This is a genomic window from Romboutsia sp. 1001713B170131_170501_G6 (assembly GCF_015668195.1).
In the GTDB taxonomy this organism is placed as follows: Bacteria; Bacillota; Clostridia; order Peptostreptococcales; family Peptostreptococcaceae; genus Romboutsia_C.
This window is the reverse complement of record NZ_JADPFC010000004.1, coordinates 193,662-213,757: the sequence shown is the minus strand read 5'-3', so window position 1 is coordinate 213,757 and position 20,096 is coordinate 193,662. Positions and strand designations below refer to the sequence as shown.

General features: G+C 26.9%; 20 protein-coding genes, 2 tRNA genes and 1 riboswitch. Of the genes, 20 read left to right on the top strand and 2 right to left on the bottom strand.

Annotation, left to right across the window (positions count from 1 at the left end; translation table 11 throughout):
- The first annotated feature begins 106 nt into the window (after positions 1-106).
- The 13 genes from I4U89_RS11085 (at position 107) to I4U89_RS11025 (ending at position 9,131) form a co-directional block, all read left to right on the top strand.
- Positions 107-195: transfer RNA gene (locus tag I4U89_RS11085), tRNA-Ser, on the top strand.
- 3 nt (positions 196-198) lie between these two features.
- A tRNA-Phe gene (locus I4U89_RS11080) sits at positions 199-274 on the top strand.
- 248 nt (positions 275-522) lie between these two features.
- Complete coding sequence (locus I4U89_RS11075) at positions 523-726, top strand: hypothetical protein (RefSeq protein ID WP_195940429.1); 204 nt, start codon at positions 523-525, stop codon at positions 724-726.
- 55 nt (positions 727-781) lie between these two features.
- Positions 782-1,108 (top strand): thioredoxin, encoded by a 327-nt coding sequence (gene trxA / locus I4U89_RS11070; RefSeq protein ID WP_195940428.1) that lies wholly within the window; start codon positions 782-784, stop codon positions 1,106-1,108.
- A gap of 540 nt (positions 1,109-1,648) precedes the next feature.
- Positions 1,649-1,870 carry a hypothetical protein gene (locus I4U89_RS11065; protein ID WP_243279200.1) on the top strand — a complete coding sequence of 74 codons (222 nt, stop codon included), beginning with the start codon at positions 1,649-1,651 and terminating at the stop codon, positions 1,868-1,870.
- Positions 1,871-2,100: 230 nt separating this feature from the next.
- Complete coding sequence (locus I4U89_RS11060) at positions 2,101-2,439, top strand: DUF2325 domain-containing protein (RefSeq protein ID WP_195940426.1); 339 nt, start codon at positions 2,101-2,103, stop codon at positions 2,437-2,439.
- A gap of 96 nt (positions 2,440-2,535) precedes the next feature.
- On the top strand, positions 2,536-2,757 hold the full coding sequence (locus I4U89_RS11055) for a FeoA family protein (protein WP_195940425.1): 222 nt from the start codon (positions 2,536-2,538) through the stop codon (positions 2,755-2,757).
- A gap of 24 nt (positions 2,758-2,781) precedes the next feature.
- Positions 2,782-4,683 carry a ferrous iron transport protein B gene (feoB, locus tag I4U89_RS11050; RefSeq protein WP_195940424.1) on the top strand — a complete coding sequence of 634 codons (1,902 nt, stop codon included), beginning with the start codon at positions 2,782-2,784 and terminating at the stop codon, positions 4,681-4,683.
- 149 nt (positions 4,684-4,832) lie between these two features.
- Positions 4,833-5,222: a rhodanese-like domain-containing protein gene (locus tag I4U89_RS11045; protein ID WP_195940423.1), complete on the top strand. Its 390-nt coding sequence runs from the start codon at positions 4,833-4,835 to the stop codon at positions 5,220-5,222.
- A 40-nt stretch (positions 5,223-5,262) separates the two neighbouring features.
- Positions 5,263-5,378, top strand: a riboswitch (molybdenum cofactor riboswitch).
- A 94-nt stretch (positions 5,379-5,472) separates the two neighbouring features.
- Complete coding sequence (locus tag I4U89_RS11040; RefSeq protein WP_195940422.1) at positions 5,473-7,302, top strand: aldehyde ferredoxin oxidoreductase family protein; 1,830 nt, start codon at positions 5,473-5,475, stop codon at positions 7,300-7,302.
- A gap of 25 nt (positions 7,303-7,327) precedes the next feature.
- Positions 7,328-7,552, top strand: coding sequence for a MoaD/ThiS family protein (locus tag I4U89_RS11035; protein WP_195940421.1), 225 nt, complete (start codon positions 7,328-7,330; stop codon positions 7,550-7,552).
- Positions 7,552-8,238: a HesA/MoeB/ThiF family protein gene (locus I4U89_RS11030; RefSeq protein ID WP_243279199.1), complete on the top strand. Its 687-nt coding sequence runs from the start codon at positions 7,552-7,554 to the stop codon at positions 8,236-8,238. The genes I4U89_RS11035 and I4U89_RS11030 overlap by 1 nt, the downstream gene beginning before the upstream one ends.
- 254 nt (positions 8,239-8,492) lie before the next feature.
- Positions 8,493-9,131, top strand: a complete 639-nt coding sequence (locus tag I4U89_RS11025) for a nitroreductase family protein (protein WP_092925236.1) — start codon at positions 8,493-8,495, stop codon at positions 9,129-9,131.
- A gap of 31 nt (positions 9,132-9,162) precedes the next feature.
- Here the strand turns inward: I4U89_RS11025 and I4U89_RS11020 are convergent, their stop codons facing one another.
- Positions 9,163-9,612, bottom strand: coding sequence for a MarR family winged helix-turn-helix transcriptional regulator (locus tag I4U89_RS11020; protein WP_195940419.1), 450 nt, complete (start codon positions 9,610-9,612; stop codon positions 9,163-9,165).
- 167 nt (positions 9,613-9,779) lie between these two features.
- Here I4U89_RS11020 and I4U89_RS11015 point away from each other — a divergent pair, with 167 nt between their 5' ends.
- Genes I4U89_RS11015 through I4U89_RS11005 form a run of 3 tightly spaced genes read left to right on the top strand, consistent with a single transcriptional unit; the run spans position 9,780 to position 13,970 of the window.
- Positions 9,780-10,796, top strand: coding sequence for an aldehyde ferredoxin oxidoreductase N-terminal domain-containing protein (locus I4U89_RS11015; protein ID WP_195238241.1), 1,017 nt, complete (start codon positions 9,780-9,782; stop codon positions 10,794-10,796).
- Positions 10,797-10,817: 21 nt separating this feature from the next.
- Entirely contained in the window at positions 10,818-12,038 is a 1,221-nt protein-coding gene (locus I4U89_RS11010) for a molybdopterin molybdotransferase MoeA (RefSeq protein ID WP_195940418.1), read from the top strand.
- A 33-nt stretch (positions 12,039-12,071) separates the two neighbouring features.
- Positions 12,072-13,970 (top strand): molybdopterin biosynthesis protein, encoded by a 1,899-nt coding sequence (locus I4U89_RS11005; protein ID WP_195940417.1) that lies wholly within the window; start codon positions 12,072-12,074, stop codon positions 13,968-13,970.
- Between the two features lie 67 nt (positions 13,971-14,037).
- Here the strand turns inward: I4U89_RS11005 and I4U89_RS11000 are convergent, their stop codons facing one another.
- Positions 14,038-14,568 (bottom strand): hypothetical protein, encoded by a 531-nt coding sequence (locus I4U89_RS11000; protein WP_195940416.1) that lies wholly within the window; start codon positions 14,566-14,568, stop codon positions 14,038-14,040.
- Between the two features lie 430 nt (positions 14,569-14,998).
- On the opposite strand from I4U89_RS11000, the gene I4U89_RS10995 reads away from it, so the two are divergent.
- The 4 genes from I4U89_RS10995 to fdhF all read left to right on the top strand — a co-directional run bounded on the left by I4U89_RS10995 (position 14,999) and on the right by fdhF (position 20,055).
- A complete protein-coding gene (locus I4U89_RS10995; protein WP_195940415.1) occupies positions 14,999-15,157 on the top strand; it encodes a hypothetical protein in 159 nt (52 codons plus the stop codon).
- 81 nt (positions 15,158-15,238) lie between these two features.
- Entirely contained in the window at positions 15,239-15,871 is a 633-nt protein-coding gene (locus tag I4U89_RS10990; protein WP_195940414.1) for an endonuclease/exonuclease/phosphatase family protein, read from the top strand.
- A 93-nt stretch (positions 15,872-15,964) separates the two neighbouring features.
- Positions 15,965-17,242 carry a VanW family protein gene (locus I4U89_RS10985; protein ID WP_195940413.1) on the top strand — a complete coding sequence of 426 codons (1,278 nt, stop codon included), beginning with the start codon at positions 15,965-15,967 and terminating at the stop codon, positions 17,240-17,242.
- A gap of 125 nt (positions 17,243-17,367) precedes the next feature.
- Positions 17,368-20,055: a formate dehydrogenase subunit alpha gene (gene fdhF / locus I4U89_RS10980; RefSeq protein ID WP_195940412.1), complete on the top strand. Its 2,688-nt coding sequence runs from the start codon at positions 17,368-17,370 to the stop codon at positions 20,053-20,055.
- The last annotated feature ends 41 nt before the right edge of the window (positions 20,056-20,096 follow it).

The window sequence follows — 20,096 nt, the reverse complement described above, 5'->3', positions numbered from 1 at the left end:
ATTTCTATTTTACATAATTTTGTAATACAGAGAAAAAATATATAAAACTATTGAAAAATGTAAAAAAACATGGTATATTAATAAATGTGAAAAGGAAAAAATTGTTGGAGAGGTGTCCGAGTGGTTTAAGGAGCTGGTCTTGAAAACCAGTGATGCTTAACGGCACCGTGGGTTCGAATCCCACCCTCTCCGCCAAATGCCCAGATAGCTCAGTCGGTAGAGCAGGGGACTGAAAATCCCCGTGTCGGTGGTTCGATTCCGCCTCTGGGCACCAGTAAAACATCTATATACTAGATGTTTTTTTATATATGAATCTTATAGTAAGTATAAAATTACTGATAACTTATGTATACAATAGATATCAATAATTTTGGGATATAAAAAATTAAAACGCATAAATCTATTCATTTAGATTTATGCGTTTTTTTAATACATTTATTGCTAAGTTATAATTAGCTTAAAGTATGTATTAAAAAAAACATAGGTGGAAATCTAATAAAAAGAAAAGAAAGGGATGTTTATATGAGAAAAGTAAATAATAGCAAAAGAATATTAGATGAAAATCCACAGTTAACTGATTTAGTTAATCATGCACAAACATATACAGATATAAGAAATGCTATAGAAAATGAAAATGAATCAGTTAGTAAGAAAATACATTATAAACAAAAGCCTAAAGCTTTGACATATGATGAAATGCAACCATATAATACAAAATTTAAATAAAATTATAATAAAAATAGAAAGGAGATATACTTAATTAAGTTAGGTATAAATCAATATGGAAGAATTAGTGAAAATAATAAATGATGAAGAATTTAACTCTAAAATAGAAAATGGATCAGGTATAGCTGTAGTTGATTTTTTTGCCACTTGGTGTGGGCCATGCAAGATGCTAGCACCAGTTTTTGAAGAAGCTGCAAAAGATATAGGAGATAAAGCTAGTTTTAGTAAAGTAGATATAGATCAAAGCTTAGAACTTGCAAGAAAATATAGTGTAAGTACTGTACCTACAGTTATGATATTTAAAGATGGAAAGCCAGTTGATAAGATGGTAGGTTTTATGCCAAAAGAGCAGATAATAGAAAAGATAAATTCTAATTTTTAATATGAAAATATATAAAATATGAGAAGTAAGCTATTTATAAAAATTTAAATAAAAATACCTTGTATTTATTAAATACAAGGTATTTTTATTTAAAATATAGAAATATAAAAAAATACCTTTTTAAAACTAAAAAATAAGGATGGATATAAAAGTATCAGCAGTACTAGTAACTTTTTGAGTAGTAGCAAAAACTTATTCAAATGGTTTATATTACATAGTTGGATTGGTTATTAAAAACTTCATGTATATGGTTGAATTTAGTGCAATACTTATAATAATGTTAGTGATAAGGGTAATTGAACAAAGTTGATAATATGAGCTTATTAGCTATAGTAGTATTTATAGGTTTAATTGTACTTACATTTGATAAAAGCAATTATATTTTATTTAAAATTTATATAATTTAAGTAACTATATATTTTAAATAATCAAATGGAAATTTTATATTATACCCTAATATAGGGTTGTAACAATGTGCAAATATAAGTCATAAAATATATTAAGGGAATTCCCTTAATATATTTTATGGAGTTGAGAAGATTGGCAAATAAATTAGATAAGACCGTAAAGAAAGTAACAAAGCCAGTTGGAGATATAGGTAAAGAAGTTATAAATGGTGTAGGAAATGTTGCTAAAGAAGCTGTTGGTGGAACTTTAAATGTAGGAAAAGAAGCTATTAAAACAGGATATAATGTAGGAAAAGAAACATTAAATACTGGAAAGAATGTAGGTAAAGCAGTAAAGGACAGTATAAAAAAATAGGTAGTATTTTATAATAATAAAGTTCTAGAAATAAGCATTAATAAGAAAGCTATAAAATATAGATTTAAGTCTATATTTTATAGCTTTTCTTATTATATTTAATTAAATAGTTGTTATATAGTTTAAGTCAAAAAAAATATTTAATAAATGAAAATAAATATCAATAAGTATTGACTATCAATAACTAAAGTACTATTATTTAAATATAGAAGTATGAGAGGTGAAATATTGTGAACTTAGTAATAGTTGGAGGTAATGAAAAGTTAAAAAAAGATTACATAAATTTAGCAAAAGAAAAAGGGCATAAAACTAAAGTTTACTTGAACATGTCAAGCAAGTTAAATAAATCAATAGGAAGCCCAGATGCTCTTGTGATATTTACATCAGTAGTATCTCATAAAATGATAGATGTAGTGCAAAAGCATGCCAAAAAGAAAAATATACCTATAATTAGGCATAAAAATAGTAGTAAGTGTGCATTTTTAGAATGTTTAGAGATGGTTGATGAATGCTTAGGAAACTGTAATGAATGTAAGTGTAATAAGTTACTAAAACAAAATAAAACTTAGGTAATTTTAATTATATATTATAAATTAATAACTTTAAGTATTAAATAATATTAATTAAATGATAATAAATATTAAAATCAATAAAGGGGGAAACATATGAATGTAGCAATGTTAAATATAGGAGAGAAAGCCTATATTAAAAATGTTAAATACCAAGATGTTTTAGGCAAACGATTGTTAGCATTGGGATGTACTAAAGGTACAGAGATATGTGTTAAGAAGATTTCACCATTTAAAGACACAATAGTAATAAACTTTAGAGGATTTGATTTAGCTATAAGAATAGAGGATGCTAAATCTATATTCGTATCAAAATAACAAGGTGTATTTAGGGGGAAAATTATGATTAGTGTGGCATTATTAGGAAATCCTAATGTTGGTAAGACTACTTTATTTAATGGCTTAACAGGTCTTAAGCAACGTGTAGGTAACTGGCCAGGAGTAACTATAGAAAAAAAAGAAGGTAATATAAATGATAATATAAAAATTGTTGACTTACCTGGAATTTATGCAATGGATACATTTTCTAATGAAGAGAACATTTCAAAAGAGTATTTAGAAAATGATAATGCAAATGTAATAGTAAATATAGTAGATGCATCGAATTTATCTAGAAATCTTTATTTAACAACTCAACTTATGAAATATAAAAAGCCTATAATATTAGTAGTTAATATGATAGATACAGCTAAAAATATGGGGGTAGAGATAGATTGTTATAAATTATCAAAAGAACTAGGTATAAGTGTAATACCTATGGTAGCTAAGAAAAAGATAGATACAAATTTAATTGCAAATGAGATAGAAAAAGTACACAAGTCTCCAGTAATATATGAAGATAACTGGTATGATGAATCTAGTACATACAAAGAGCTAGAAAAAATAGTAAATAAGTGTATTATAGGTGAAAATAAAAAATCTCAAAGTATTAGCGATAGAATAGATTCAATAGCACTTAATAAATTTTTAGCATATCCAATATTTATAGGATTATTATATATTTTGTTTAAGTTTACATTTAATTGGGTTGGTGGACCACTACAGGAATTTACAGGAGGATTTATAGAAAATAATATAGCAAATCCAGCATCTAATATGTTAGTTAATTCAAGCGAATGGTTTAAATCATTAATAGTAGATGGTATTATAAATAGTTTAGGGGGAGCATTATCATTTTTCCCGTTAATATTTGTTTTATCATTTGGAATGTCAGTATTTGAAGATAGCGGATATATGGCAAGAATTGCATTTTTAATGGATTCACTTATGAAAAAAGTTGGACTTTCAGGAAAGTCATTTATACCAATGGTTATGGGGATAGGGTGTTCATCTCCAGCAATAATGGCAACTAGAACATTAGAAAGTGAAAAGGATAGAAAAATAACAGCACTTATAGCACCTCTTATGACTTGTGGAGCGAAGTTACCTATATATGCAATGTTTGTATCAATATTTTTTACACAAAATGAAGCATTAGTAACTACTTCATTATATATTTTAGGAATTATAGTGTCTATATTAGTAGCACTATTTATAAACAAAACTCAAAAAACTCAAGAAGATTATCCATTTGTAATGGAATTACCAAGATATTCATTGCCAACAATAGGCCAATTATTTAAAAACACATGGCAAAAGTCAAAAGGATTTTTAGTAAGAGTAACAACTATAATGTTTGCTATGTCTGTTGTTATATGGGTATTATCATCATTTAGCTTTAGTGGATTTACTCCTGAAATAAATGAAAGTTTCTTATCATCTCTTGGACATATAGTATCTCCTATATTTGAACCACTTGGTCTTGGAGATTGGAGAGCAGGCGTATCTATATTAACAGGGCTAACGGCTAAAGAAGTTGTTGTATCTACTATGGAAATACTATATGGTGATGTTAATACAGTTTTACCAACATTATTTACATCAGTAACAGCATATGGATTCTTAGTATTTACATCATTATATACTCCTTGTATAGCAGCTCTTGCTACTATGCAAAAAGAATATGGGGGTAAGATGACTTTAATATCATTTTTATACCAATTCTTTGTAGCGTGGATAGGAGGATTTTATGTATATCAAGTAGGAACATTATTTACAGTAGGATTTAATTTGTCAAATATAATAACTTTAGCTATAGGAACGATAATAATAGGTGCTATATTAATTATAATATACAGAAAAATGAGTTCAACTAACTTAAATAAATATGAAGCAAGTAATATGAAGTATGCTTATGAAAAATAGGTAATACAAAGGCCGTAAAAAGTATTTTTACGGCTTTTTTGTGTAATAAAAAATCACTATAGTCTATAATAGATAATAGTATATAATAAAGATTAAACTATATTATTATGGTATAATACAGAAAAATTTAAAAAAGTGGTTGAGGTGGAATGTATATCAAATTAGAAAATATAAAAGATGAAGTAACAATTGATGTTAGGTCTAAAGAAGAATTTGAAAAAATGCCATTATTTAAATATAATATACCTGTTATAGATGAAAAAGAGCATAGGTTATTAAAAAAATATATTATGATAGCTTTTCCTATAATATTAATAGGGCTTATAAAAAATAGAAGAATTATTAGAGAAGATTTACTTAGGTTATCTAATAATAAAGAAAAAACAATAGTTATAGGATGTTCACAAGGAAGACTTAGAAGCCCAATAGTAGCTTTTTATTCAAGGTGTTTAGGTATAGATACTAAGATACTAGAAGGCGGAATAAAACAATATTATAAGCCAGTTGAAAAAGGAATAAAAAAATGGTTTAGCATATGATTGTATTTGACATTTACCAATTTAAATACTACTATTTAATTAAATATAAATTCTCCGATTTTATTAACCTAAGGCTATGCTATGGTTAATAAAACGGTAGGGTATAAATAGAAATGTTTATGCCTCCTGTTGGAAAGGAGAAAAGTGTAGTAACCTTTCCTTTTTATGTGGATTTTTAGCCTATCTAAAAGTATGGTTACTTTTAGATAGGCTTTTTGGTTACTATAAGTAAAAATAGGAGGAGAAATTTATGTATGGATATAATGGAAAAGTATTAAGGGTAAATTTAAGTGAAAAGACTATAGGTGTAGAAAACTTAGATTTAAAATTAGCTCAAAAATATATAGGAGCTAGAGGTCTTGGAGTAAAAACTTTTATTGATGAAGTAGATCCTATGGTAGAACCATTAAGTTCTGAAAATAAGCTTATAATAGCTACAGGTCCATTAACAGCATCCAAAATGCCTACAAGTGGAAGGTATATGGTAGTAACAAAATCTCCACTTACAGGAACAATAGCTATATCAAACTCAGGTGGGAAGTGGGGAACTAAGCTTAAAAATGCAGGATATGACATGTTAATAATAGAAGGTAAATCTGATGATAAAGTATATTTATATATAGAAGATGATAAAGTAGAGATAAAAGATGCTAGTGACTATTGGGGAATGGTATCTAGTGAAATAACTGAGGAATTATCTAAAGAACATAGTAAAGCTAATGTACTTTGCATAGGACCAGCGGGAGAAAATTTATCTCTTATATCAGCAATTATGAACGATGTAGATAGAGCAGCAGGTAGAGGTGGAGTAGGAGCTGTAATGGGTTCTAAAAATTTAAAGGCTATTGTTGTAAAAGGTAGTAAAAAGGTAAATGTAGCTAATGAGGAATTAGCTAATAGAGTAAATGCTGAAAAGGTAAATATACTTAGAAATGATCCAGTTGCTGGAGGTGGATTACCAACTTATGGTACCGCAGTTTTAGTTAATATAATAAATGAAAATGGAGTACACCCAGTTAAAAATTTCCAAGAGTCGTATACTGATAAAGCAGATTTAATTAGTGGAGAGACAATGACTGAAAATACTTTAGTTAAAAAGCATGCGTGTTATAGATGTCCTATAGCTTGTGGTAGAGTAGTTAAGTTAAGAAATGGAAAAGAGGTAGGAGGGCCTGAATATGAAACTCTTTGGTCTTATGGATCAGATTGCGATGTATATGATTTACATGCTATAAATGAAGCAAATATGCTTTGTAATGAATATGGTCTAGATACTATATCAGCAGGAGCAACTATTGCAACGGCTATGGAACTTTATCAAAGAGGATATATAAAAGATGAAGATATTGAAGATGATAAATTATCTCTTAATTGGGGAGATGTTGAAGCAGTAGTTAAGTGGACTGAAAAAATGGCTAAAAGAGAAGGGTTTGGAGATTTATTAGCAGATGGTTCATATAGATTGTGTGAAAAGTATGATGCAACACAGTACTCTATGACTGTTAAAAAACAAGAATTGCCAGCATATGACCCAAGAGGAATACAAGGTCACGGTATAACTTATGCAGTTAATAACAGAGGAGGGTGTCATATAAAAGGATATATGATAAATCCAGAAATACTAGGAGTACCTGAAAAATTAGATAAACTAGAAGTAGAAGGTAAACCAGCTTATGCAAAAGTATTTCATGACTTGACTGCTGTTATAGACTCCCTAGGAATTTGTGTATTTACTACTTTTGGGCTAGGACTTAATGATTATGTAGATATGTATAATGCAGTATGTGGAGAGATATATACACCTGAAACATTACTTCAAGCAGGCGATAGAATATGGACTTTAGAAAAAATATTTAATTTAAAAGCAGGAATAGATAGTAGCCAAGATACTTTACCAGATAGACTGATATATGACCCAATTCCAAATGGACCAACTAAAGGTCATGTTCATAGACTAGATGAACTACTTCCTAAATATTATGAAGTTAGAGGTTGGGATGAAGATGGAATACCATTAGATGAAACATTAAAAACATTAGGTCTTGAAGAGTATATAGGAAATATATTTGCAAGAAATTAATATATAAATTTACTAAGGAGATAGTATGAAAATAGAAATAAGATTATTTGCAACCTTTAGAGAGGGAAGAGAGAAAAAACAAATACTAGAAATTACAGAAGATATAAATATAATTGGCATATTAAAAATCCTTAATATAAATAAAGAAGAAGTCGCTATACTTTTGCTAAATGGTATGGAGGGAGGATTTGATAGAAAGATTAAGGACGGAGATATTTTATCTATATTCCCACCAGTTGGTGGTGGATGATGGATAAAAGATATGAAAGAAATATAGGAACTTTAACTAAGTCTGAAAATGATAAATTAAAAGACTTTAAAGTTTGTATAGTAGGATGTGGTGGGTTAGGCGGATATGTAATAGAAATGCTATCAAGAATAGGTATAGGTTATTTAAAATTAGTAGATGAAGATATATTTGATGTAAGTAATTTAAATAGGCAAATATTGTGTAATGAAAATAATATTGGGCAAAATAAGGTTATAGAGGCTAAAGAAAGAATCAAATTAATTAATAATAATGTAAACATAGATATAGTTAGTGAGCATCTAGATAGTAATAACTGTGAAAAGATTATAAATAATTGTCATGTAGTTATAGATGCATTAGATAATATAAAAACTAGGTTTGTACTTCAAAAGTATTGTGAAACTTTAAATATACCGCTAATTCATGGTGCTATAAGTGGATGGTACGGTCAAGTTAGCACCATATACCCAGGAGATAATAATCTAGAGGATATATATAAATATAAAAAAGAAATAGATAATAAATTAGGTAATCCTTCTTTTACTCCAGGTCTAGTGGCATCTATACAAGTTAGTGAAACTATAAAGGTGCTACTTAACAAAGGTGAAATATTAAGAAACAAAGTACTTTTTATAGACTTATTATATGGAGAATATAATATTATAGAAATGGATAAAACATATTAGCTTAAGTATTTGTAAATATAATCATTAAAATTAAATAATGAAAAAAATATCCTGTAAATTGAATTAAAAAAATTCATTTTATAGGATATTTTTATATAAAATATAAAAAAGTTTGACATAAAACTATTTTTTAGTATACAATTAGTTTGATGACAAACTATTTGTGAATAATAAGCAATTACATTTAAATTAGTGATAATACTATAGCATATGTATATAGTATAATTATATAAAACATCAAAAGGAGAAGTAAAATGGCAAATTTAGACCTTATATACAATCGTAAGAGTGTAAGAAAATTCAAAGATGAAGAAGTACCAAAAGAAGATATATTAAAAATGCTAGAAGCAGCAACAGAAGCCCCATCTCCAAAGCATCAACAAAATTGGCACTTTGTAGTACTTACTAACCGTGAAGTAATAAATGAAATGGCCGATATAGTAACTAAAAGCCATGAAAAAATAGGTGAATTAGCAAAAACTGAAAAAGATAGAAAAATACATATGAGTGTAATTAAATATTATACATGTTTTAAAAATGCTCCAGTAGTAATAATGGTATATGGATCAGAATACAAAATGATAGAATATAAGATATTAAAAGAAAATAACGCACCTCAAGAAGTGTTAGATGTTTTAGTATCTCCTCAATCAGCAGCTCAAGGAATAGGTGCAGCAGTTGAAAACTTTTTACTAGCAGCAACAGAAATGGGATATGGAACTTGCTATATGACAGGACCTACTCATGCAAAAACTGAAATAGAAAAGTTAATAGGATTTGATAAACCAGGATTTGAATTAATGTCTATGATATCTTTAGGTGTAGCTGAAGAAAATACACCTCCTAAGCCACCTCGTAAACCACTTGAAGAAGTAGTTACATTTATAGACTAGTTAAAAAAAGTGTCTCTTATAGAGGCACTTTTTATATATACTTATCATTTTCAATTTTAAAATTAGAGCTAAGTTTTCTAAGCAATCTAAGAAATTCTTCCTTTTCTTCTTTAGTAAAGTTTTTATAAGCCGTTTCTTTGACTTGAGATGATATAAAGTTAAATTTATCTTCAATATTTCTTGCTTTTTGAGTCAAGCTTATATAAGTAACACGCTTATCCTTAGTACATTTTTCTTTTTTTACATATCCTAAATCTATAAGTTTATTAACTAAAGAAGTAACTGTAGATTTATCTTTACCAATTTTCTTTGAAATTTCTTTCATAGTAAGCTTTTTATCACTTTCATAAAGCGCAGTTAGTATATTGCCATGAGTTGGTATTAAGTCATTTAAGTCATTTTCTTTTAATTTATTTTCTATGAATTTTATCATATTAGCTTTTGTTCTACTAATAAAATAAATAATGTATTTATCTTTCATTTTAGTTCTCCAATCTAGAGGAAATTATAATAATCTCTATTTATATATAATATCATATTTACCCATATTTTTTTATAAAACATAGAATTTTACAATATATAGTCTAAAAAATGACATAATATTTAATTCTACAGTGATATAATTAACATTAGGGGAGGGGGTAACTGATGAGAAAAATTCTATACATAAACTTAAAAAACGAAAAGGTAAAGTCAGTGCATCAGTATGACGAACACAAAATAAATTTAAGTAATAATAATTTAGTATTTGAAGCTCCATCTTTAGCAGGTTATGGTGTAGTAGGACTTAACAAACTTAAGGTATATGATAAAAATTCTTTATCTCAAACTGGAGGTCATTTTGCACATTTTATGAAATGTAATGGGTATGATTTTTTAGTGTTTGAAGGAGAAAGTGATACACCTATATATTTATATATAGATAAGGAAAGTGTAAAAATAAAAGAAGCAAGTCACCTAATAGATAAAGATTATGATAAAGTTGTTGAGTCTATAAAAGAAGAATTAAGTACTAATGAATTAGAAATAGCATCAATAGGATTGGCATCAGTTAAAAAAATAGATTTCTCTAAAATAATATTTAGAAATAATAAATCTTGTGGAAAAAATGGATTAGGAAAATTAATGGCAGATAAAAATATAAAAGCTATAGTACTAAAGAAACAAGAAAATTTAATACCATACGATATATCAACATTAAAAAAATATAATGATTCTATAGCTAGAAAAATAACTAATAAGTCAAATATTAATTGGTATGATGAGAATAATACTTGTTATGGATGTTGTCTAAATTGTAAAAATACATCTTTGAGCAAAATAAAAGGATACGGATTTAGCGAAAAAGAAGCAAGCGATATAAATAATATATCAAACTTTTATGGATTAGACAGTATAACATTAGCTAGAGGAATAGACACATACAAAAAGACTTTTGATACAGAAATAGTAGATTTAGAAAATTTTATTGAAGATATTATAAATAACTATTCGTATTATAAACCATTATTTATAAATGAAGGTAAATTTTTTAAGAAAAATAAAACATTACAAGAATGTGAAAAGCTAGGTTTTTGCAAACTTTTAATGGAAAAAGATATTTTAAATGATAAAGATAAAAAAATACTAGCAAAATCAATACTTGGAGTTAGTATTGCTATTTAATGTTATTAAAAGGGGATAGTTATGAAATTATTTGATGTAACAACAGTAGATAAAGTATTAGAAATAATGAAAAATAAATTTAAAAAAGATATAATTTCTGAGAAAGTAAGTTTAATAGATGGCTTAAATAGATATATATCAGATGATATTAAATCAAATATAAATGTACCTCACTTTAGAAAATCATTAGTAGATGGATATTCAGTATTATTTAATGATGTATTTTTAGCTAGTGAATCAAATCCTGTATGCTTAAAAAAAATAGACGAAAGTTATATGGGAAAAATTTGTAATACTTTATTAGAAGAAGAAACTTGTGTGTATACTCCAACAGGTGCTATGGTACCAAAAAATTCACAGGGAGTTGTAATGATAGAATATTGTGAAGTGTTAAATGAAAAAGATATACTCATACAAAATTCTATATCATTTAATGAAAATATAGTAGAGGTCGGAGAAGATATAAAAGAAAATGAAGTATTATATGAAAAAGGACATCTTATAAATGAAAGAGATATTGGAGTATTAGCAGGAGCTAATATAAAAGAAGTAGATGTTTATGAAAAACTTACTGTTGGTATAATATCAACGGGAGATGAAATATTAGATATAAGTGAAGATATAAAAGAAACTAAGATAAAAGATATAAATGCATACATACTATATGGTCAATTAAAAAACATAAATTTAAATCCTATCATATACCCATCAGCAAAAGATAATCTTAATGACATAATAAATTTAATCCAAAAAGCTCTCAATGAATGTGACATAATTTTAATATCGGGAGGAAGCTCTGTAGGTAAAAAAGACGAAACATTAAAAGCCATAGAAAGCTTTGAAAATAGTGAAGTCTTAGTAGAAGGTATAGCTATAAAACCAGGAAAGCCAACTATAATAGCAAGTATATGTAATAAATTGGTAATGGGACTTCCAGGTCATCCTTTATCTTGTGCCTTTGTAATAGAGGCAATATTTAAGAAATATATAAAAAGTTTATATAATATAGATAAGGAAGAATATACACTTTGTGAATTTACATACAACTATCATAAGGCTAAAGGACGAGAAGAATATTTAGGTGTAAATATAGAGAAAAAAGACAATAGGCTAGTATGTGTACCTATATTTTCAAAATCAAGTACTATAAAGCAGTTTGCAAAGTGTGATGGATATGTAAAAATCGATAGAGAATTAGAAGGTATAAAAAATGGAGATATAGTTAAAGTATATACTTTTTAAAGATTTAATCATAGTAAATATAGGGGGAAGGATATGAAGGGATATCTATCTAATATTTCATTAGAAGAAGGATTAAAAAAATATATTAATGAAATATTAAGTCTAAAAAAAATAGATACTAAATTTATAGATGTAGATAAAAGTTTAAACAAAGTTACAAGTGATGCTGTTTTTGCAAAGTTATCATCTCCATTTTATAACTGTTCTGCAATGGATGGAGTAGCAGTAAAATCAAAACTTACATTTATGGCTAATGAACAAAATATAATAACTTTAAAAGAAGATAAAGAATATATAGAAGTAGATACAGGAGATCCTATACCTAAGGAATTTGATGCAGTTATAATGGTAGAGGATTTATTAGAGAAAAAGGATGGACAAATAAAAATTTATAAACCGGCAACTCCTTGGCAGCATATAAGATGCTTAGGGGAAGATATAGTTGAAACAGAGATGATAGTTCCAAGCTTTCATAAAATAAGACCTCAAGATATAGCATCTATGATAAGTGCAAAGGTAGACAAAGTGAAAGTATTTAAAGATTTTAAGGTAGGAATTATACCAACAGGAACAGAATTAATAGATAGACATAAAGCACCAGAGGTAGGAGATATTATAGAATTTAACTCTAAATTATTTGAAGGTCTTATCTTAGAGTATGGAGCAACACCTATTATTTATCCAATAGTAGAAGATAATTATTATAAAATAAAGCAAAGTGTGCTATTAGCACTAAGTGAGTGCGATATGGTGCTTATAAATGCAGGCTCATCACAAGGTAGAGAAGATTATACATATGATATAATAGAAGAATTAGGAAAAGTAGTTATACATGGACTAGCTATAAAACCCGGTAAACCTGCAATACTTGGGTATGGTCAAAATAAACCTATAATAGGAATACCAGGATATCCTGTATCTGGATGGGTTGTAATGGAGAATATAGTAAAAGAAGTAATATCAAAACTTACACATCAAAATATAGAAAGAAGGAATGTTATAAGGGCAAGACTTACAAAGAGAATAATGAGTTCATTAAAGTATAAAGAATTTGTAAGAGTTAAAATAGGAAATATAAATAATGAATATGTTGCTACTCCTATAAAAAGAGGAGCAGGAACCGTAACTAGCTTAGTACATGCCGATGGAGTTATAGCAATACCTCAAAATATAGAAGGAATAGAAGAGGGTAGTTATATAGATGTACAACTATTAAATGATATAAGCAAAATAGAAAGAACAATAGTATCTATAGGAAGTCATGATATAGTTATGGATCTAATAAATAATGAATTGACTAAAAGAACTGAAGGTAAATTTAAGCTTAGTTCAACTCATGTTGGTAGTTTTCAAGGAATACTATCTATAAAAAGGGGTGAATGCCACATAGCTCCGATACATTTATTTGATGTAGACAATGAAACTTATAATAAATCTTATGTAAATAAATATATAGACGAAGATGTATCTATAATAAAATTTGTAAATAGAACACAAGGTCTAATAGTTAAGAAAGGGAATCCACTTAATATAAAAGGAATTAAAGATTTAGTTAATGTACGATACATAAATAGACAAAAAGGTTCTGGAACTAGAGTATTATTTGATTATTTACTAAAAAAAGAAAATATAAAAAAGAGTGAGATAAAAGGATATGAAAGAGAAGAACTAACTCATATGTCATTAGCTAAAGCGATTCAAAATGATGATTGTGATTGTGGATTAGGTGTATATTCAGCAGCTAAAGTATTTGATTTAGAGTTTATACCTATATGTGAAGAAGAATATGACTTACTTATTAAAACTGAATATCTAGAACTTGAGTTTATAAAAAATCTACTGGAAATAATAAAAGATAATAAATTTTTAAAAAATGTTAAAAGTTTAGGTGGATATAATACTAATAATGCAGGTGAAATAATAAGTATATAAAAAATAGGTAAAAAGCAATTAATTGCTTTTTACCTATTTTTGTTTTTTAAGATTATATATTTATATTTTATTTTACATATTCATCTCCATTTATAACAATCGAGCTAGTATTGTTATTTTTAAGTATTGCATCAAAAGGTTGGCTATTTTTTCCGTTTATGTGTATATCACCTTGAACATACACTCTATTTCCATTTTTATGCATAGAATTAGGGGATATATTATATTTACTATTTATAGATAATATACTAACTATATCTTTTTCTAGAATTTTAGAATAAGTGTTGAATTCTTTATCAGAAACAGCAATATTAGTTTGTTTATTAATTGATAAAGGTCTTCCAGTTGGACCGATTTTACCTTTTAAAAGAGTTGAGTCTATAAAAAATATCAAACCAAAGAATAATATTATAGAAAGTATAATGAAAAATATTTTATTATTCTTGATAAAATTAACACTTTTTTCTTTTTTCTTTTTAAACCTAGGATAAGGAATGACTTTACCACAAACATTAGTCTTATCGCTAGATTTTACATCGTTGTTTTTATTGTTATCTCTTTGCTTAAATGGAATGGTCTTGTTAACTGTAGTTTTCACATTCATCCCCCTTTTTTTAATATTCCCTCAATATAATAGTAGTACGAGAAGAAGAAATAAACAATAAAATCAAGGCAAGATAATATTACAAATAGGAATGGTTTTCCTCAAATTGCAACAATGATGTTCACTAAAATTCAAATATTTCTGAAAAACATATAAATATTAGACAAAATCTAGTATCTAAATAAAAAATTATGAAAAATAGAGTAAAATATAAATAAAAAAATAAAAAATAATATTAATAACAAAAAATGTATATTTGCTATTGCTAAGAACGACTGTTTGGTATATAATCTAAAATGTAAGAAAAATAAAGGAACGATTGTTTTAAAATTAAAATATATAAAAAATTAAAAAAATAGTAATATTTAAAAAAAATTAAAAATATAATGAGATATAAAGATTTTAAAAAGGAGTGTTACTAAGGATGATGACTACTAGAAATATAAAGGAGATAACATTATCTAATTTAAAAAATGGGGAAGTAAGTTTAAGTGAGTTAAATGAATTGTATAATAGAACAGGATTTATATTTATAGGTAATAAGGGAAAGTTTACAAAAATTAAAAAAGAAATTAAGCATTAATAAATAACCTAGCTTAGCTGATAATATATCTAAGCTAGGTTTTAATATTTTATAAATAAGTGTAATTAAGGAGGCTTTAGTATGAAAATGGTAACATATAATATACATAAGGCTAGTGATTTAAATAATAAAAACACTTTAAATAAGATAACTAAATATTTAAAAAGTAAAGAATTTGATGTTATTTGTCTACAAGAAGTTTTATATCCACAGTTTGCAAAGTTAAAACAAAATTTAAATATGGATGGAGTATTTTGTGCAAATGTTATAAATCAAAATATGATGTATGGTATATGTACTTTTTCTAAATATGAAATAGATGTACACGAACACGTGTTGCTAACTAGTAAAAAAGAACAAAGAGGATTTTTATATACAAACATATTTTCTAAAAATGGAAAATTTAATGTTATAAATACACACTTAGGATTAGATAAAAATGAAAGGTATACTCAGATAAATGAGATATTAAATTATTCAAATAAACTACCGAATAAGATTATAATATGCGGAGACTTAAATGAGAAAAATTTAAGTATAAATACGTATAATGATGTAGCTATTTATACAGGAAATTTCCAAAAAGGAACATTTATAAAAAATGATGCCAGAATAGATTATATATTCTCAGACAAACTAATAACTATAGATGATTATTATATAGATAAGATAGACTATTCAGATCATTATCCAATAATCTGTAAATTCAGATAAAATGTAACAATAAAGTTACATATTTTATTCTAATCTTGTTTGAAAAAATTTAATCAAATATAATTTAATTACAATTTAAAATGAGGTGGAGTAATGAGTAAAGAAAAAAAATCATCTAGGTCTTATAGACTTAAAGAAAATAAGAGGAAAACTGCTATTATATTTAGTATAGGGGCAATATTTATACTTGGAATTATGATTAGCTACTTTAATAAAAATTATATTTATAATGATAAGATAGCAAAAAATATATATATAGAAAATATAGATGTATCTGATATGACAAAAGAAGAAGCTATTAAGATTGTAAATGAAAAGATATCACCAAATGATATAAATCTTTTATATGAAAATAAATCATATAAGATATCACCAAATGATATAGATTTAACTTATGATACAAAAAATGTAATTGATAAAGCTTATAACTACACTAAAACAGATAGTTATATAGAAAATATAAAACGATATTTATCACTAAAAAAGGATAAGAAAGAGTTTAACATAAATTCTAATTACAATGAGTCTAAACTTAGTGAAAAAATACAAAAGATATCAAAAGATATAAATATTGATATGGTTAATGCAAAAGTTTATATATCAAATTATGGAGGAATCAGTACATCACCATCAACAATTGGTAAAGAATTAGACATAGCAAATACTAAAGATGTTATATTAAATAATATAAAGAACAAAGATTTTAGTGATATAAATTTAAAGGTAAATATAAAAGAACCTCATGTTAAAACTGAAGATGCTAAAAGTATAAATACTTTATTAGGAGAATTTACAACTAAGTTTTCTACATCTTTAACTGGGAGGGTACACAATATAAGAGTAGCAGGAAATAAAAGTAGTGATGTACTTTTAATGCCTGGAGAAGAATATTCATACAATCAACATACAGGAGTGAGAAATAAATCTAATGGATATAAAGATGCGCCTGTTATTATAAATGGAAAGCTAGAAGATGGATTAGGCGGAGGTGTATGTCAGGTTTCTAGTACTTTATATAATGCAGTTTTAGAATCTGGGCTTAAGTTAACTTCAATAACTAATCACTCATTATTATCAACTTATGTTCCAATAGGTAGAGATGCTATGGTAAATGACGGTGGAACTGATTTTAGATTTAAAAATCAATATAACCATCCTGTATATGTAAAAACAATAGTAGGAAATGGAACTTTAACTTGTAGGATATATGGAAATGATAATGATAAAAAGAATATAGAAATATACGTAGAAGTATTCAAACAAAATGGTTTAGATGCATCGAAAACTTATAGAAAATATAAAGATTCAAATGGAAATGTAATAGATACAGAATTCATTTATAAAAGTGTATATAAAAAACCTAATAAATAAAAAGCTTATGTATTTTCATAGGCTTTTTTTTCATAAATTAATATAAAACATCATATTATAGAAGGAATAGAAGTATATATGGTTGAAAATATTAAAGTAGTTAAATTTCAATAGGGGGTAATACTTTGGTAAATATAATTATAAATAATACTAAAGTTAGCGTTAAAAGAGGAACCACGATTTTTAATGCTTGTAAAAGTATAGGAATAGAATTGCCTAATTTTTGTAATGATGAAAGATTAAATCCAAGCGGACTATGTAGAATGTGTGTAGTAGAGATTAAAGGAAGCAAAAATTTAGAAGTAGCTTGTGGAAAAATAGTAAAAGAGGGAATGGAAATATTAACAAATAGCAAGAAAGTACAAAGCGCAAGAAAAGAAATATTAGAACTTATGATATCAGACCATCCATTAGAGTGCACAACATGTTCAAGATCGGGTTCATGTAAATTACAAGACTATTCAAGTATATATCTAAATAATTTCAAACCTAAATATGGCAACAAGCCAAAAAAATTGCCTATTGATGACAGCAATCCATTTTTTTATTATGACCCTAATAAATGTATTCTCTGTAAAAAATGTGTAAGAGTATGTGAAGAATTACAAGAAGTGAGTGCTATAAGTTCAGTTGATAGAGGTTATGAAACTGAGATTACTCCATTCTTTAGAGAAAATCTAAATGAATCTAGTTGTGTATCTTGTGGTAATTGTGTATCAATTTGTCCAGTAGGAGCATTAGTTCCTAAAAATGCAGATTTTTATAATACTAAAAAAGTAAAGACTACTTGTTCTTATTGTGGAGTAGGGTGTCAATTAGAACTATTAGTTAAAAATGATAAGGTAGTTGGATCTCAACCAGTATTTGGTGAAGTAAATGATGGATTACTATGTGTTAAAGGAAAATTTGGATATAAATTTATAAATCATGAAGATAGACTTAAAAACCCGCTAATAAAAATAGATGGAAAATTTGAAGAAGTTACTTGGGAGAAAGCATATGATTATATATTAGAAAATTTTAATAAAACAAAAGAAAACTATGGAAGTGATGCTTTTGCAGGATTATCTTCAGCAAGATGTAGCAATGAAGAAAACTATTTATTCCAAAAAATGATAAGAGGAGTAATGGGAACTAATAATGTAGATCATTGTGCTCGACTCTGACATTCCTCAACAGTTGCAGGTCTTGCAACTACATTAGGTAGTGGTGCTATGACAAATAGCATTGAAGAGGTAAGTGATTTAAAATCTATATTTGTAATAGGTTCTAATACAACAGAAAATCATCCTGTTATAGGAGCTAAGATAAAACAAGCAGTAAGTAAAGGCGCGAAATTAATAGTAGCAGATCCAAGAAAAATAGAGTTAGCTAAAAGAGCTGATGTATTTTTACAAATAAATCCTGGAACAAATGTAGCCTTATTAAACACTATGATGAATGTTATAATATCTGAAAATTTACAAGATGATAAATATATAAAAGAAAGAACTGAAAACTATGAAGCTTTAAAAGAATTAATTAAAGATTACACACCTGAAGAAGGTGCCAGAATATGTGGAGTAGATAAAGATGATATTATAAAAGCTGCTAGAATATATGCAACTAATAACAGTGCAACATTTTACTCTATGGGTATAACTCAACATTCAACAGGAACTCAAAATGTTATGAGTATATCAAATTTAGCACTTTTATGTGGCAACTTAGGAAAAGAATATACAGGAGTAAATCCACTTAGAGGTCAAAATAATGTGCAAGGTGCATGTGATATGGGAGCTTTACCAAATGTATTTACAGGGTATCAAAGTGTATTAAACAAAGATATTGTTAAAAAGTTTGAAAATGCATGGGGAGTAAAATTGTCTAATAGAGTAGGTTTAACAGTTCCAGAGATAACTAATGCTATAGGACGTGGTGATATAAGGTTTTTATATATAATGGGTGAAAATCCTATGATATCAGATCCAGATATAAATCATATAAAAAAAGCACTAGAAAAACTAGATTTCTTAGTTGTACAAGATATATTTTTAACTGAAACAGCAGAACTTGCAGATGTAGTTTTACCTGCTGCATCTTTTGCAGAGAAAGATGGAACATTTACAAACACAGATAGAAGAGTTCAAAGAATAAGGGAAGCTATAAAGCCTGTGTATAACTCAAAATCCGATTGGATTATATTAATGGAGGTTATGAACAAATTAGGATATGATAAAATCTATGAATCTCCAAAAGAGATAATGAAAGAGATTAGTGAGTTAACACCATCGTATGCTGGAATAAATTATGAAAGAATAGAAGAAAAAGGATTACAGTGGCCATGTACTAATATTAATCATGAAGGCACTAAAATATTACATATAGATAAATTTGCAAAAGGTAAAGCAACATTTATTCCTTGTGATTATACATTAAGTTTTGAAGGCTTAAGTGAAGAATACCCATATACATTGATTAATGGTAGGATACTATATCATTATCATACTAGAACTATGACAGGTAAGGTAGAGGGGCTCAATGAAAAGGCACCACATTCATATATAGAAGTAAATCCAATAACAGCTAACAAATTAGGATTTGAAGAAAATGAAAAAATAAAGGTATCTTCAAAGCGTGGAGAAATAGAAACTTATGTAAGAATAACTGATATAGTTGATGAAGATGTATTTTTTATGCCTTTCCACTTTGCTGATGGAGCTGCAAATTACCTTACTAATACTACACTAGATAAAGTAAGTAAGGTACCGGATTTAAAGGTATGTGCTATAAAGGTAGAAAAAATAAGAAATAAAGAATTAGCGCATGCTTAAAGTATAGTAAATAAGGATATAAGTTAATTTATATCCTTATT